General features: G+C 64.5%; 13 protein-coding genes. 4 read left to right on the top strand and 9 right to left on the bottom strand.

What is annotated here, in order from left to right; translation table 11 throughout:
• The first annotated feature begins 207 nt into the window (after positions 1 to 207).
• Complete coding sequence (locus ACTPOI_RS15530) at positions 208 to 1,959, top strand: FecR family protein (protein WP_440110367.1); 1,752 nt, start codon at positions 208 to 210, stop codon at positions 1,957 to 1,959.
• Between the two features lie 58 nt (positions 1,960 to 2,017).
• Positions 2,018 to 4,363, top strand: coding sequence for a CHASE2 domain-containing protein (locus ACTPOI_RS15525; protein ID WP_440110365.1), 2,346 nt, complete (start codon positions 2,018 to 2,020; stop codon positions 4,361 to 4,363).
• Between the two features lie 166 nt (positions 4,364 to 4,529).
• Here ACTPOI_RS15525 and ACTPOI_RS15520 read toward each other — a convergent pair whose 3' ends face one another.
• From ACTPOI_RS15520 to ACTPOI_RS15510, 3 genes are all read right to left on the bottom strand, one after another.
• Positions 4,530 to 5,594, bottom strand: a complete 1,065-nt coding sequence (locus ACTPOI_RS15520) for a porin (protein ID WP_440110363.1) — start codon at positions 5,592 to 5,594, stop codon at positions 4,530 to 4,532.
• Between the two features lie 175 nt (positions 5,595 to 5,769).
• The gene (locus ACTPOI_RS15515) at positions 5,770 to 6,609 is read right to left on the bottom strand and encodes a substrate-binding domain-containing protein (RefSeq protein ID WP_440110361.1); all 840 of its coding nucleotides are present in this window, start codon (positions 6,607 to 6,609) and stop codon (positions 5,770 to 5,772) included.
• Positions 6,610 to 6,653: 44 nt separating this feature from the next.
• Positions 6,654 to 7,628, bottom strand: a complete 975-nt coding sequence (locus tag ACTPOI_RS15510; RefSeq protein WP_440110359.1) for a Bug family tripartite tricarboxylate transporter substrate binding protein — start codon at positions 7,626 to 7,628, stop codon at positions 6,654 to 6,656.
• A gap of 104 nt (positions 7,629 to 7,732) precedes the next feature.
• Here ACTPOI_RS15510 and ACTPOI_RS15505 point away from each other — a divergent pair, with 104 nt between their 5' ends.
• Together ACTPOI_RS15505 and ACTPOI_RS15500 are read left to right on the top strand one after the other, a co-directional pair.
• Positions 7,733 to 8,632: a LysR family transcriptional regulator gene (locus tag ACTPOI_RS15505; RefSeq protein ID WP_440110357.1), complete on the top strand. Its 900-nt coding sequence runs from the start codon at positions 7,733 to 7,735 to the stop codon at positions 8,630 to 8,632.
• Positions 8,633 to 8,883: 251 nt separating this feature from the next.
• Positions 8,884 to 9,216 carry a DUF551 domain-containing protein gene (locus ACTPOI_RS15500; RefSeq protein ID WP_440110355.1) on the top strand — a complete coding sequence of 111 codons (333 nt, stop codon included), beginning with the start codon at positions 8,884 to 8,886 and terminating at the stop codon, positions 9,214 to 9,216.
• Here ACTPOI_RS15500 and ACTPOI_RS15495 read toward each other — a convergent pair.
• The 6 genes from ACTPOI_RS15495 to ACTPOI_RS15470 form a co-directional block, all read right to left on the bottom strand.
• A complete protein-coding gene (locus tag ACTPOI_RS15495; protein WP_440110353.1) occupies positions 9,209 to 9,658 on the bottom strand; it encodes a hypothetical protein in 450 nt (149 codons plus the stop codon). The two genes, ACTPOI_RS15500 and ACTPOI_RS15495, sit on opposite strands and share 8 nt — an antisense overlap.
• On the bottom strand, positions 9,655 to 10,122 hold the full coding sequence (locus ACTPOI_RS15490) for a lysozyme (protein ID WP_440110351.1): 468 nt from the start codon (positions 10,120 to 10,122) through the stop codon (positions 9,655 to 9,657). Before ACTPOI_RS15490 ends, ACTPOI_RS15495 begins: the two co-directional genes overlap by 4 nt.
• Positions 10,119 to 10,445 carry a hypothetical protein gene (locus ACTPOI_RS15485; protein WP_440110349.1) on the bottom strand — a complete coding sequence of 109 codons (327 nt, stop codon included), beginning with the start codon at positions 10,443 to 10,445 and terminating at the stop codon, positions 10,119 to 10,121. Before ACTPOI_RS15485 ends, ACTPOI_RS15490 begins: the two co-directional genes overlap by 4 nt.
• Complete coding sequence (locus tag ACTPOI_RS15480; protein ID WP_440110347.1) at positions 10,435 to 11,154, bottom strand: hypothetical protein; 720 nt, start codon at positions 11,152 to 11,154, stop codon at positions 10,435 to 10,437. Before ACTPOI_RS15480 ends, ACTPOI_RS15485 begins: the two co-directional genes overlap by 11 nt.
• A 110-nt stretch (positions 11,155 to 11,264) precedes the next feature.
• Positions 11,265 to 12,908: a hypothetical protein gene (locus ACTPOI_RS15475; protein WP_440110345.1), complete on the bottom strand. Its 1,644-nt coding sequence runs from the start codon at positions 12,906 to 12,908 to the stop codon at positions 11,265 to 11,267.
• Between the two features lie 2 nt (positions 12,909 to 12,910).
• The gene (locus ACTPOI_RS15470) at positions 12,911 to 14,404 is read right to left on the bottom strand and encodes a hypothetical protein (protein WP_440110343.1); all 1,494 of its coding nucleotides are present in this window, start codon (positions 14,402 to 14,404) and stop codon (positions 12,911 to 12,913) included.
• Between the last annotated feature and the right edge of the window lie 55 nt (positions 14,405 to 14,459).

Raw genomic sequence — 14,459 nt, 5'->3', positions numbered from 1 at the left:
CATCACCTGCCTGGCCACGGGCAGGTTCGGATTGCACCGCGCGGGCTACCGTGGTCAACGCATGGCGGCCGGCATCTTCCTGCATGCAGTCAGCTGAGCGCACGAAACAAGCCCTAACATCCCACACAACCACACACAGGCGGTCACCCGGCACCCCTGCCCGTCCAGCCGCCCACTTGCCGCCCCGCGGCATGAAGGAGATTCGCGTTGGCAGTCCATCACCCAGGCCGGGCCCCATGGCCCCTCGTCGCCGCAGCCGCGGTGCTGCTGACACACGCGGCATGGGCAACCGCATCACCGGCTCCCGCCGCTCCCGCCACGGACCCGGTTCAAACGGATGAGATCGCGCACATCGTGAAACCGGGCGACACGCTGGAGGGGCTGGCCGCCACCTACCTGGACGCCCCACGCCTGTGGCCCCTGCTGCAGTCACGCAACAAGCTGCACGACGCACGGCGTCTCAAACCCGGCTCGGTCGTGTGGATCCCGGTGCGGCTGCAGCCGCAGTCATCGGCCACCGTGGATTTTGTACAGGGCACCGCGACGGCGCGTGCCCCGGGGGCTACCGCTGCAGCGGCCATTGCTGCGGGCCAGAAGCTTGAAGAAGGCACGGCACTGAATGTGGCACCCGATGCCTTCGTGACCGTGGCCCTGGCCGACGGAACGGTGGTGCGGATCCAGTCGCAGTCGGATGTCGTGCTGCGCCAGCTGCGGCGGCGCGGCCGCGCGGGCAGTGTGCAGGCCGTACTGGAGATGCGCAGCGGCGCCGTGGAGTCAGCCGTGCAGCCCGCCGCAGGCCCGCGGCGCTTCGAGGTCCGCACGCCCCTGGCCATCACCAGCGTGCGCGGCACCCGGTTTGGCATTGCCATGGGGGAAACGGGCCAGACCACGGCGTCGGTGCTGGAAGGGACTGTGGGGGTGCAGGCACGCGATGCCGCTGCGCCTGCAGGGCTGCCGCACGACCCGTCTGCCGGCGTCGCCCTGGCCATGGGCCAGGGGCTGGCTGTGGCGGCCGACGGCAAGCTGGGCACACCGCGGGCTTTACTGGCCGCCCCCGACGTATCGCAGATTCCCGAGATGGTGAGCGACGCCGGCATCCTGGCGCTGAGCGTGCCTGCGCTGCCCGGCGCGCTGCGCTACGAAGCCCAGGTGGCCCGGGACGAAGCCTTTCGGCAGGTGCTGCGCCAGGGCCGCTTCAGCAACGGTGAGCTGCGGTTTCGGGCCCTGGAAGACGGGCGCTACTACCTGATGGTGCGTGCGCTGGATGACGCGGGCATTGCCGGCCTGCCGGCCACGCGCGCCTTCACCGTGAAAACCCAGCCGGCGCCCCCTCTGTACCAGCAGCCCGCACCGGGCGCGGTGGTGGCTGCCGGTGCCAGCGTGCTCGAATGCACCGAAGTGGCCGGCGCCCGCTGGTACCGCCTGCAGGTGGCTACCGACGCCGCTTTTTCGGGCATCGTGCGCGATGAGCCCCGGCTGGCCCAGTGCAGGCTGGAGCTGGGCGCGCTGCCCAAGGGCAGCTACTTCTGGCGCGCAGCCAGCGTGGCAGAACTGCCCGGCGGCGCCGCCGACCAGGGGCCGTTTGCACCGCCGCAGGCCTTCACGGTAGCCGACCGGCCGCCCGCGATGTCGTCCAACGCCCTGGATGCCAACGATGGCGGCACGCGCGTGAGCCTGCACTGGCCAGCGCAGCCCGGCCAGCGGTTCCGGCTGCAACTGGCCGCTGCCGCGCACCCGGACTTCAAGACGCTGGTGCAGGACACCGAACTCGATAGCCCCACCTGGGCTGCGGGCGAGCTGCCTGCAGGCGAATACCTGGTGCGCATCCAGGTGCTGGACCCTACCGGGCTGCAAAGCGAATTCTCTCCGGCACGCAAGGTGCGTGTGGGCACCGGGCTGAGCACCGCCTTCGGTCTGCCGCTGTCCACCCAGGGGGGCGACCCGGTACGGCGGCCCTGATGACAGAACTGATCGCCCGGCCAGGCCGCTGTGTTCGTCCGGAGCTTGGCACGGACCGATGACGGACATCGCACGCACCCGTAGCCACCGGCGCCGCCTGGAATGGACACTGCTGTCGGCCGTGCTGCTGGCGCTGGTGGCATGGCTGAGCCTGCCCGGCAACCTGGACCGCGCCAACCATGTGCTGCACGATGCCGGAACGCGCTTCCTGACCAGGACCGCGCAGCCCGACATCGTGGTGGTGGCGATCGACGACCAGAGCATTGCTGCCATTGGTCGCTGGCCGTGGCGGCGCGCACTGCATGCTGAGGCCATCCGCCGCATTGACGCACAGGGCCCGCGCGCCATCGGGTTCGATGTGCTCTTCAACGACGAAGACCTCGACTACCCGCAGGATGACCTGCTGCTGGCAAACGCCATCCGCAGCAGTGGCCGGGTCGTGCTGCCCGTGTTGCGGCGCGAATACGGCCCTGCGGGCGACACGTCAGACCTGCCGTTGCCGGCCTTTGCAGATGCGGCGGCGGCGCTGGGCCATGTGCATGTGGCGCCCGATACCGACGGCGTGGTGCGCAGCCTGTACCTGCAGGAGGGCCCGGCGGCTGCACCGTGGCAGCACTTCAGCGCGGCACTGCATTGCGTGGCGCAACAGACCCCCGTGGGCGGCCAGCCGTGCAAGCCGCAGGCAACAAGCGCCCCGGAAGCCGCTGGCGCCCTCGGCAGCTGGCAGCGTACCGGACGCACGCTGATCAACTACGCCGGCGGGCCGTCGCATTTCCCTGCGTACTCCTACATCGACGTGCTGCGCGGGGCCATCCCGGCGGATGCGTTCAAGGGCAAATACGTGCTGTTGGGCGCATCGGCATCCGGGCTGGGCGACATGTTTGCCACGCCCACCAGCGCGCAGTCGCGCCTGATGCCGGGGGTGGAGGTGGTAGCCCATGTGCTGGACGCACGCCTTGCGGGCCTGCACGTACAACCCGCCACCACCGTCGGCAACCTGTTGTTCAGCCTGGTGCCTGTGCTGTGTGCCATGGTGCTGCTGCTGGTCGCGGGCCCCTTTGCAGCGATGGCAGGCAGTGCCGTGCTGGCAGTGGGCACCCTGTTGCTGAGCATGGCCCTGGCCCGCTGGGCCGGGGTGCAGTTTGCCCCGGCCGCCGCGCTGGCAGGCATAGTGCTGGCCTACCCGCTATGGAGCTGGCGCAGGCTCAATGCCGCGGCTGATTTCCTGCAGATGGAGATGGACCGGCTGAAGGCCGAAGGCCTCGGTATGCGACTGCGCAAGCGCCCTCAAGACGCCAGCGATCTGCTGGAGCGGCGCATCAATGCGGTGGAGCGGGCGTCGCGCCAGTTGCGCGAGCTGCACCACTTTGTCAGCGACAGTCTGCAACAGCTGCCATCGCCGACGCTGGTGTGCGACGAGGGCGGCGGCATCCTGCTGGCCAACCGGGCGGCCCATGAATACGCCGCCAGCGCACAGGGGCGGCCGTTGCGCGGACAGTCGGTAGTGGACCTGCTGCACGAGCTGGTGGACACCACATCGCGTGAACCCGTCTTCAGACTGGAGCGCCTGCAGGCCGCAGACATGCCCCCACAGACGGATGCCATCGACGCCCAGGGCAAAAGCCTGCTGGTGCAGTGCCGCCCCTTCAGCGCGTCCGCTCAGGCTGCGTGGCTCATCACGCTGGTCGACCTGACCGAGATGCGCAACGCCCTGCGCCAGCGCGACGAGGCTCTGCACTTCATCTCGCACGACATCCGTGCCCCGAATTCATCGATCCTGACCCTGCTGGAAATGCAGCGCGCCTACCCGGACCGCATGGACGGAGACGAACTGATGCAGCGCATTGAGCGCTACGCCCGCGCCTCGCTGGACATGGCAGAGAACTTTGTGCAGCTGGCCAGCGCCCAGTCGCAGGACTACCGCATGGCCCCGCTGGACCTGACGGCCTTGCTGGCCGAAACAGTGGACGACATGTGGGCGCTGGCGCGCAGCCGGTCGGTGCGCATCACGATCGAGAGCACACCGGAGTACGCGCCCATCACCGGCGACCGTGCATTGCTGGGGCGGGCACTCACCAACGTGCTGCACAACGCCGTCAAGTTCAGCCCTGACAACGGCACCATCCGATGCGCGATCGAGGCCTTGCCGGACCAATGGGCGGTGTCGGTGCGCGATGAAGGGCCGGGAATCGACCCCGCACTGCAAGGCCGTCTGTTCACACCGTTCCAGCGTCTGCACGACCGCAGCCATCCCACCATCGGCGGGGTAGGCCTTGGGCTTGCGCTGGTGCGCACGGTGATCGTGCGCCACGGCGGCGCCCTGGAAGTGGCGAGTGAACCGGGCCACGGGGCGGAGTTTCGGGTGCTGCTGCCGGCGGCCCAGGTGCACGCCATGCCGGAGTGATTGCTGCACGCAGCTCCATCACGCCCTGCCTGTGACCCGGTGCAGACGCGCGCGGCGACCGCCGTAGATCTGGCGACCCGTCCAGACAACACCTGACCGGCAGCTTGATCCGGGCGCACTCGCCGGATGGCGATGCACTCATCTATACCCGATACCGGCTGCCTGCCTAGAACGTATGCACCAACCCGCCAGAAACACCTGTTCCGCCCGTTTTGGCAGCGGCCCCCTGGTAGCCACCCTGCCAGCGGGTACGGTCCAGCTCGGCATACAGCTTCGTACGACGCGAGAGCTTGTACTCGGCAAACAGGATGGCACGGGTATACCCGTCGCCCTTCAGGCCGGTCCGCGCACGTTCAAGCCGGTACACAGCAGCCGTGAGGTCCACCATATCGGTCGCTGCCCAGGTAGCACCCGCTGAATGCACGCGCTGTACGGTGGTGGCGCTTGCCGAGGTAGCCGCTTCGCTGCGGGCCGTGTTGACCGCAAGCCGGATGCTTCCAAGCTGGTAGGCAGCGCCCAGGGTAGCGGCCTGCAGTTCAAGGTCACGGGAAGTCTTGAAGCGCTGGTAGGCACCTGACACAACCCAGCCATCCGCGGCGTATGCCAGGCCGGCGCCCACAGACGACTGGGCCGAGCCAGCACCCGCGTTTTCTCCGAAGCTGTACATCACGCGTGCGGTGACGGGACCGATCTTCCCGGCGTACTTGAGCGAATTATCAAGGCGGTAGGAACCAGTGGAGGATCCGGCAGCGCCATATTCAAGGCCAAGGCCGTGAGCGCTCAGTGCGGCCGTCGCGATATTGGGGTTGAAGGACGCAAAGCGCATGCCCACGGCATCCACCGGGCTGATGGCATCGGCCAGCACGTTGGTCTGACGCCCCGCAGTCACCTGGCCCCAGGAGTACCCGACGCCAACGACAGACGCCCGATCGAAGAATTTGTTGGCGTTGGCTGTACCGCCCGTGTCGATGTTCAGCCCGGTTTCGAGGTTGATGATCGCGTAAAGGCCACCACCCAGGTCCTCGCGGGCGCGAAATCCGAGCCTGCTTGTGGAGTTGACCCCGCTGGCAAGACCGGTTGACGCCGCGGCGCTGGGGGTGTTGGTCTGGGTCAGCCCGGAGGTATGTCGCACACTGGCGTCGACAACGCCATAGATCGTGGGGCCGGCCTGGGCCAACGCAAGAGCTGGCGCGCACAGCGCGGCAGCCAGGGCAAAAGTGTGAGGTGTCATGGGGTCTCTGTCGTGGTGGTGATGCGAGCGCAAAGCAAGGCCGCGCGGTGCCCTGCCAATGCGCTTGACGGCTGATGCGTTTTCTTCTGGGGGTATGGCGTGGGATGGCGCACCGGCAAGCGCCTTGACTGGCGCGCCGGCGCCCCCTTGCATCAAGGGCGCCCTGCCCTGACGCTCAGCGAGCGGCAGGTGGCTCCATGCCAGTGCTGCGGATGATCGGCGCTGCGGCCGGCGCGGCGAGAAAGCGGATCAGATGGCGTGCCGCGTCAGGACTGCGGGAACCCGCAGCGATGCCTGCCGAGAAGAACACGCGCTGCTGCACTTCATCGGGCAACGGGCCCACAAAGTCGAGTTCCTTGAAGGGAAGCAGCTCGCTGACCTGCTGAAACCCGATCTCGGCATCGCCGCGCAGCACCACTGCGCCCACGCGCTCGCTGAAGATCTTGGTAGCCTTGTCCTTGATCTGCTCTGCCACACCCAGGCGCGGGAACAGTTCTGTAGAGAGGTACACGCCGCTTGCGCTGGCCGAGTAGGCGATGGACTTCGCGTTCAGCAAGGTCTGTTTCAGGGCTTCCACAGTGCTGATGTCAGGCTTCGGAGTGCCCTTGCGCACGCTCATGCCGATCATCGAGCGGGCGAGGTCCACGCGGCTGCCCTGCACCACCTTGCCCTGGCCGATCAGTGCTTCAAGTCCCGAGTCGGCCAGGATGACGATGTCGAACTGCTCATTGCGGGCAAAACGGCTGGGGATGGAGTCAGGCGCATTGCCCAGCGACGCACCCCGCTCCGTCACTACCTTGTGGCCCGTGGCCTGCTCGTAGAGCGGAATCAGCTGATCGTAGGCGGCCGAAAAGCCGCCTGAAGTGACCACGCGTATTTCTGCGGCACGCGCGCCGGAGGGCGCGGCACCTGCCAGCGCAAGCCCCACGCCGAGCATGGTGCCCAGCAGGGCGTTGAGCATCCTGCGGCGTGGCATGGCCATGGCAATGAGAGAGGTGGTTTTCACGGCGGTCATGTGTTGTCTCCGGATCGTTGTCATGTGTTTGGCGCCAAGTGGCTTCAGTCGGCGGTGATCTTGCGTTCGCGGACGATGCGGCCCCACTTGGCGTGTTCTGCAGCAATGAATTTGCCCAGCTCGTCACGGGTTCCCGGTGCAGCCGTCTGGCCATGCTTGAGCAGACTTTCGCGCACTTCGGGGGTATTCAGGACCTTCACCAGCTCCTGGTTCCAGCGGTCCAGCAACGGCTTGGGCGTCTTGGCCGACGCCACGAACGCGTACCAGTTGGTCGCGTTGAAGCCTGGGAACATTTCGGCCACCGTGGGTACATTGGGCAGGTAGGCGGGGCGGGTCAGGCCCGTAGTGGCCAGGGGAATGAGCTTGCCCGACTCAATATGGGGCAAGGCGGTTGGAGGCGCCGCGTAAAAGGAGGTGAGACGCTCGCCCAGCACGTCCTGCAACGCGGGTGCGCCGCCTTTGTAGGGCACATGCACGGTATCAATCTTCGCCACGTCGTTGAGCAGTTCCCCGGCCAGGTGCGAGGCAGAGCCCGGACCGGTGGAAGCAAAGTCCAACTTGCCGGGTTCGCGCTTTGCCCGGGCCACGAATTCACCCAGTGTCTTGATGCCCGTGCTGGCCGGCACCACCAGCACGTTGGGGAAACTGACCCCCATGGTGATGGGCGCAAGATCCCTGAGCGGGTCGTACCGAACGTTCATGAAATGCGGCGCAATGGTGAGCGGCCCGATGGACCCGAACAGCAGCACCGAGCCGTCCGCAGCGCCACCGGCCACCTGCGCATGGGCCAGGTTGCCGCCAGCTCCGGGTTTGTTGTCCACCACGACGCTCTGGCCAATGTTCTCCCCCAGTTTCTTGGCGATCACCCGTGCGGCGCTGTCGGCAGAGCCACCCGCGGCAAAACCCACCACCAGGGTGACGGGCTTCTTCGGGGGAAAGTCTTGCGCCTGTGCGGCTGAATGGGCCAGTGGAACAGTGGCGGCGAAAGCGGCGGCTGCGATCAGGGAACGTCGTTGCATAGTGGTTTCCAGAAGCGGCCAAAACACGGTCGGCCTAGCGAAAGAACGCCAGTCTAGGTACGGCACAATGATCTGTGAATTGCAACTTTTGAAGGAACTATTGCATGCAACGCATCAAATTCGATCTGGGCGAATTGCAGGCTTTTGTGGTCACCGCAGAAAAATCGAGTTTTCGGCTTGCGGCAGACGCGTTGTTCCTGTCGGCACCGGCACTGAGTCGCCGTGTGGAACGGCTGGAATCGGCCTTGGGCGTGCGACTGCTGGAGCGCACCACCCGAAGTGTCGAACTGACAGCCGTAGGTCAGGAGTTTCTGCACGAGGCGCGTTCCGCACTGGCCGGGCTGGACCTGGCGGTGCAACGTGTCAACGACCAGGTCCACCTGCGCCGGGGACGCGTGACCGTGGCGTGCATCCCCTCGGTCGCAAGCCACGTGTTGCCCCGCGTCTTGCGCGCGTTTGCCGTGGCACAGCCCGAAGTGCAGGTGCATGTGATGGATGAGAGCGCCCGCCAGGTGCTGGATGCAGTCATGCAGGGTGCAGCGGACTTCGGGTTGAGCTTTACCGGCAGCCAGGAGTCGGCGCTGCGTTTTGAAGCGCTGACCCGCGAACGCTACGTACTGGCCATGCCGCGCAGCCACCGCTGGGCAAAGCGCAAGGAAATCGCCTGGGCCGATCTCGCCGGTCAGCGCCTGGTGTCGGTATCGCGCGATAGCGCCAACCGCCTGTTGCTGGACCAAGCCACCGCCGACCTGGCCGACCCACCGGTGGCCTGGTACGAATGCAACCATGTAGCGGGGGCGTTGGCACTGGTGGAAGGCGGACTCGGGCTGGCCGTTCTGCCGCAGCTGGCGCTGCCACCGGAGCATTCCGTCGTCTGCGGAGTGCCCCTCATCGACCCCGACCTGTGGCGTACCCTGGGCCTGCTGCAGCGGCGCGACCGTATCCTTGGACCAGCCGCTGAAGCACTGCGACAACGGGTACTGCAGCTGCACGCCACGGCTTGACCGCACGGCGACAAGTCGGCACGGTCACGCTGCAACCGCCGACATGGCCGCGCGATTGGCCAGACAACCCCAGGCAGCGCCCAAAGAAAAAGACCCGGTGCTATCGATTAAATAGCTACCGGGCCTTGATACTGGCGGAGAGGGTGGGATTCGAACCCACGGTGATACTGCTACCACGCCTGATTTCGAGTTAGATTGTCGTCAATAGTGATAGCAGGGAAGCCGCACCAGATAACGATTCTTTGCTGTGCATGGAGCGCGTCAGGTGCGTGAAATGCACCCAGTTGTCCAAATATTTACCAGCAGATTTCAGCGCGCCTGTGAGGGCCAAGCACAAAGGAATTGATATGGAATGGCAACCGATAGAGACAGCGCCAAAGGATGGCACGCATATCCTGGCGCACGGTACGTATCAGTGGGAGGATTACGTCCACAATCAAAAGAGCGGCAGCGTCGTCGTTGCGTGGTACGACGCAGAGGGCTGGGGTGTTTCATGCTGGGTGCTGGTGAATTCAAACCCATATCAAGACCGGTGCCAACCCACCCACTGGATGCCGCTGCCACCACCGCCAGAGGCTACTTAGGCCAAGCCTCAAGCATCATCACTGCGTCTGCAGCGTGCCGATCAGCCGATTCCGCCACGCTTCGATATTCGTTGACGCACGCTCCGAATAGCTCTGCAGCGGTGTCGGCTCGCGCAATGAGGGCGGCTGTGGAAGCTTTGGGGAGACTGGCGCGGAATTGGTAGAGGGTGCCGCGCAGCCCATCAACAGTACGGCGGGCAGCATCAGCATCAGCGCGCAGCTTCGTTTCGCGTTTGGTAGCGGCATTTTGTGCGTCATGTAGTCGTTGGTTGAATGAGGCTTCCTGTGCGCGTGTAGCGGCTTCGGCCTTGGCTGATTCGCTGGCGTGCTGCGCGTGGAGCTTGGATAGCTGCGCGTCATAGCGCCAGGCTTGGGTATGCCATGCACCACCGAAGCCGATAGCTGCGGCTGCAATGGCTGTGGCGGCGTAGGTGTAGATCATGATTTCCCCTCACACATGACCCGCTCTGCCGCCCGTCTGCGCACCAGCCCGGGCAGTTCCTTCCCCCCGGCATAGGTCCAGCGGGATAGCTCAGCGCAAGCGCCGCGCATGTCGCCTGCATTAGCCTTGCGGACTAGCGTGGACTTGCAGAAATTGCCGTTGCCCACGTTGAAGGCGAACGACAGGAATGCGGCGCGCTGGCCTTCGGTCATCGGTGTTTTGACGCAATCAAGGGCGGCGGCGTGTTTGAGCAAATCCTCATCCAGCATGGCCTGGCACTCAGCAGCAGTGAAGCGCTTGCCCAGCGTCATCGTCTGATCGTCATGCCCGTAGCACGCAGCAAGACGGCCTATCGGGTCACGATGCACCCATGGGACGTATCCCTCGAAATGCACAACCAGCGGTACAGCGAGCGCAACAGCACCCGCACCGATCTTTGCGGCGAGCTTCTGGCGCGGCGTCATTTCGGGCTAACCCCGCTCTTGATTGCTGTCCAGAACGCTGCAATGGACGCCCCCATCCCCACGATGTACCCGATAGGCTTTGCTGCCTTGCCGATCCACTCCAACACCTTGAGCGCGCCCTTGAAGCTGTGGAAAGCCTCCAGAAGCTCGGCTGTATCAGCTTTGATGGAGTTGGTAGCGTCCGTGTTCTCTTTGAGTAAAACGCGGAACTGCGCCTGCTCCAGCTTGATCGCCGTCACTTCATCCGTGAGCGAGTTCATGCGCTTGTCACCTTCTGCGAGTTCGCGGGCGAAGTGCTGTTCAAAGTCGTCATCAAGCGGCATCGGTCGCCTTCCGTTTCAGGAGGCTCCAGGGAAGCCAAGTCAGATTTGCAATCGTGTGCTGGTTGTGCAGAACGTTGTTGATCTTCCAGCCGACATTGCGACGGATGACAAGATCAAGCCAGACGTGCATCACCCATTCGCCCGCCCACGGATCCCACCATTTTTTCGGTAATCGCACCGCAAATGTCTTGCGCTCTACGCTCATGATTTGCCAGCACTCACCCATGCGGTACACGCACACGCCGGGGTTTGCGCGGGAGACTTCTTCATCGCCCCATGTGCTGATAGGTGCGCCCATAGGTTCGCCGAGGTCGTGCGCGAGCTTGGATGCTTTGTTGCGCCAGCCGAGCCACACGTATCTGGCCCACTTGCTGCGGGGGTGGTGGCCTTCTGCCCAGTAGCATTTCGCGCGGGCTTCTGGCGTGTCTTCCAGCGGTGCGGGGCGGTACCACGAGCCGTCTGGGCGTTGTGCCCATCCCCATGGGTCGCCGTTGATCGATATATCGTTGTCCCACTTCGCATACTTGGCTGGCAGGTTCTCAGCTTCCCACGGCAGGCGGGGCACAACCCATGCCATCACCAACGGTGCGGAGAGCTTGTAGGGTGTGACCTGCTTTGATGCCTGGCGGGATCGCTCAAGGCTTTCCAGCGCCTGCTCGTGCAGGGTGGGCGGTACGCCTGCCGCATCTAGGTACTTTTGGAGGTTCATTTGATAATGACGTGTACGGGCGAAAAAAAGCCCGCAAAGGAGCGGGCATGACGACTGATGAGATGGTTCGCGCTGCGGCTGTCGGCGCAGTGATCCCGATTTACTCTTGGCTATTCAAGAAGGCCAAGGCCCATCTGAGCGCCCGCAGGGATGAGACCGGGCGATGCTTGGAGCAGCGATTGGCGTATCGCCTCGGCAGAGCCTGGGCGAGCGGATACCGCCGCGCCAAGCAGGCGCTGCATAGGTGAGCTGTAGAGCGCCGCGCCACCCAGCAACCCCATAGGGATCGCCGGATTGATGAAGCCAGCACCCAGGCCGCCCGCGCCCAGCATCAGGCGATCAGCCGTGGCGCTGTTGGGCACCTTGTTTCCAAGCACTGATTGACCGGGGCCGGACAAGTCCTGTAGCAAGGCAGTGCCACGCGCGGTAGCCCGGTCGCGAACGCTCTGATCTGCTTGGCGCACGGCCATTTGCAGTTGAGCGGGCGTGAATACCCCGCCGTTGTTCATCCCCGCCTTTGACGCGCCTTCCAGACGAACCAGATTGGCCCAGCCCTTATCGGCTGCTTTGAACAGCGCCGCCGCATCAGGATTGGCGCGCTTTGCGTTTTCGGCCACCACGCGTTGCAGCTCTTGGAATGCCGTACCCAACTGCTGTTGGTAGGCATCCGGAGCGCCTGAGAACTTCGCCGCCTCTTTGCCGAGCGTGCTGTCAATGCGCTTGAACACGTCCGAGGTGACTGTCCCATTGGGGGAAATGTCGCCCTTGATCTTGTTTACTACCGCATTGAAGGCTGCTTGCTCTTGTTTAGGCAGAGATTTCGCCATGCCCATCACGGCGCTGATCTCTTGCGCCCCCTGCTGGTCAATGGAGAAATTGCCCAGCTTGTTTCGCGCTGCGTTGTAGGCGCTGGAGAGAGCATCCCCAGCCTCTGCTACGGCCTGCTGCCCGGTGCCTTGCACCTTCACATTGATGGGCGCTGTTGCCCGGTTGATCGCGGCGTTGTTGAAGTCGTCCAAGGCGTTGCTGCGGGCCTTGGCAATCATGTCGCCCATGATGGGCAGGCTCATCAGCTTTTCTTCGCCACGATTCCATGCGCCGCCCAGAGACTGGCCCACCGTAGGTTGCACGCCTTCTGCGCGCAGGGCTTGCAGCTGCGGATTGCGCGAGGCCGCAGGGCTGATGACACGACCCAATGCACTTGTGAGCGCGGGAACCGCGGCACCGCCAGCCGTGCCAACTGCCAGCTGCTTGAGCTTTTCGTCCGTAAAGTCGCCATTGGCTACCGGGTTGAGCAGACTGGAAGCAGCACCACCCAGCGCACCAACGCCCACACGGCCAGCCATGGACGCCGCAGCGGGAAGGCTTGCGCCAATCGCCAGGTTCGCGGGATTCAGCACGTTGCCAAGAATGCGATAGCCATCCAAACCAGCATCCTTGCCCCGGGCTTGCTGATAGGCGGCATCGCTCTCGCGCACTTGCTGATCTACACCGCCTGCTGGCAAGCGCCCCACCAGTCCGGTTTTGTCGGCCAGCCAGTTGTTTGCCGCGTTGCCAGCCTGCACCACGCCACGCGGCAGCATGTTGGTCAGCAGCTGGGCACCGCCGTCAATGGGGTCGCGCAGGCCGCGCGCAAACTTGTCCATGCGTGACAACGCGGGCGCTTGCGGCGCGGGTTCGTCATCCAACAGGACATAGCCCTTTTGCTTGGGTGCCGAGGCGGGTTCGTCGTCTAGCAATACGTAGCCTGCCATGCTTACTCCTTCACCCACTTGCCACCGGTGCTGCGATAGATAGAGCCATCAGGGGCGCGCATACGCTTGCCGTCAAACTCTGTCGCCTTGGGCAGCATGGAAAATTCCTTGGCAGCTGGTGCGGGTTGTTCTTTGGCTGGGGCATCGCCACCACCGCCACCGCCGTTCAACGATGCGTATTTGTCCTGCAGCTTCTTGACTTCCTTGGCTGCGGCCAATCGCTCTGCAATGGGGCGCGTGCGGTCGCCCACAGTGCCCGCCATGGTCTGATAGTTCAGCACGTCCACATTCGACTGCGGGCCTTCCATGCGCGGCACGTTAGAGACCAGCCAGCCGGAGAGCGTTTCCAGCTGCGAAGCCGCCACCGATCCGCGAGTGGAAGCGCCCACAGAACCCAATCCCTTATCCACCAGCGCACCCACGCCGCTTGCTGTGGGGCCTTGGTTGAGCAGATCAATCGCGCGGTCAATGCCTGCCGTCAGTTGGCCGTATCGCTTGGCCTCAGATTGCCGCCCGGTATCGCGCTCTACGTCGGCCTTCGCCGTGCCCACCATGCGCGCCCTAAGAGCTTCGGCAGATGCGGTTTCGTCAGCACTTGGCCCGGCTGCGAAGTTGCCCGACTGCGCAACTTGTTGCCCACCGCCAAGCCGCTGCATCTCGCGCATGATCGCGGGCCGGTCTGGGTGGTTAGGTGGCAGGCGGTTGAGTTCGCTCTGCATGATCTGCAACTGCTCAGGTGCAGCGGATGCAGCAGAGCCGCCGTTGTAGCCAGCGCCAGAGTATTGCGGCTGGGCAGTAGCGCCACGCAGAGCCGTCGATTGCGGGACAAACTCTTCGCGCTGCGTCTGTGGGTTGAACACCTTCAATGGCGTGTTGGCCGACTGAATGCCAGCTTGGATGCCCTGGTACGTGCCAAAGGTTTCCGGCGCGCCTTGTGGAGCAGACACCACCGGCTGACCGTCTGGACCAATACGCACTTGCGTGGCCTTGCCATCGTTGCTGATGTTCAGCTGTGGCAGATAGCCAGCGCTCAGGCGATTCTTGTCGTATGCGTAGCCGTTCGTGACCTGCATATCAGGTGCGCCGCGCTGCATCAGCATTTCCGCGATTTTCTTGCCGCCGTTGTTCTTCCAGTCAGCGATCAATGCGTCTTTAGGGATTCCGTAGAGGCGAGACCATTCGTCAAACTTGCCTGCAGACGGCACTGGCGAAGCATTCCCGCCAAGGGTTGGCGCGACCTGCCCGTTCGATTGATTGCCCGAAATGTAGCCAGCGCCCTGTGGATTAGGAGCCTGCTCGCCGAAGTAGTAAGACTGCTCCCACGCTTGCCTATCTGTGGCCGCCTTCATCTGCTGCTCGCGCATCTTGTTCTGCGTCTTGTTCTCATCAATTTGAGATTGCAGATACTGCTGCTGCAAAGCCTGCTGCTGCATCCGGTCTTGGTTCGCCATCACGTCATTGAGCCCGCGCAGCTTGGGCGAGGATGCCGCCAGCATGGACAGGCCCAGCCGTGCGCCGGGGTCGCTCAAGAGCCCGCCGAAGATGCCCCCC

This window comes from Acidovorax sp. BL-A-41-H1 (genome assembly GCF_051942715.1).
This window is presented reverse-complemented; position numbering and strand designations above follow the sequence as displayed.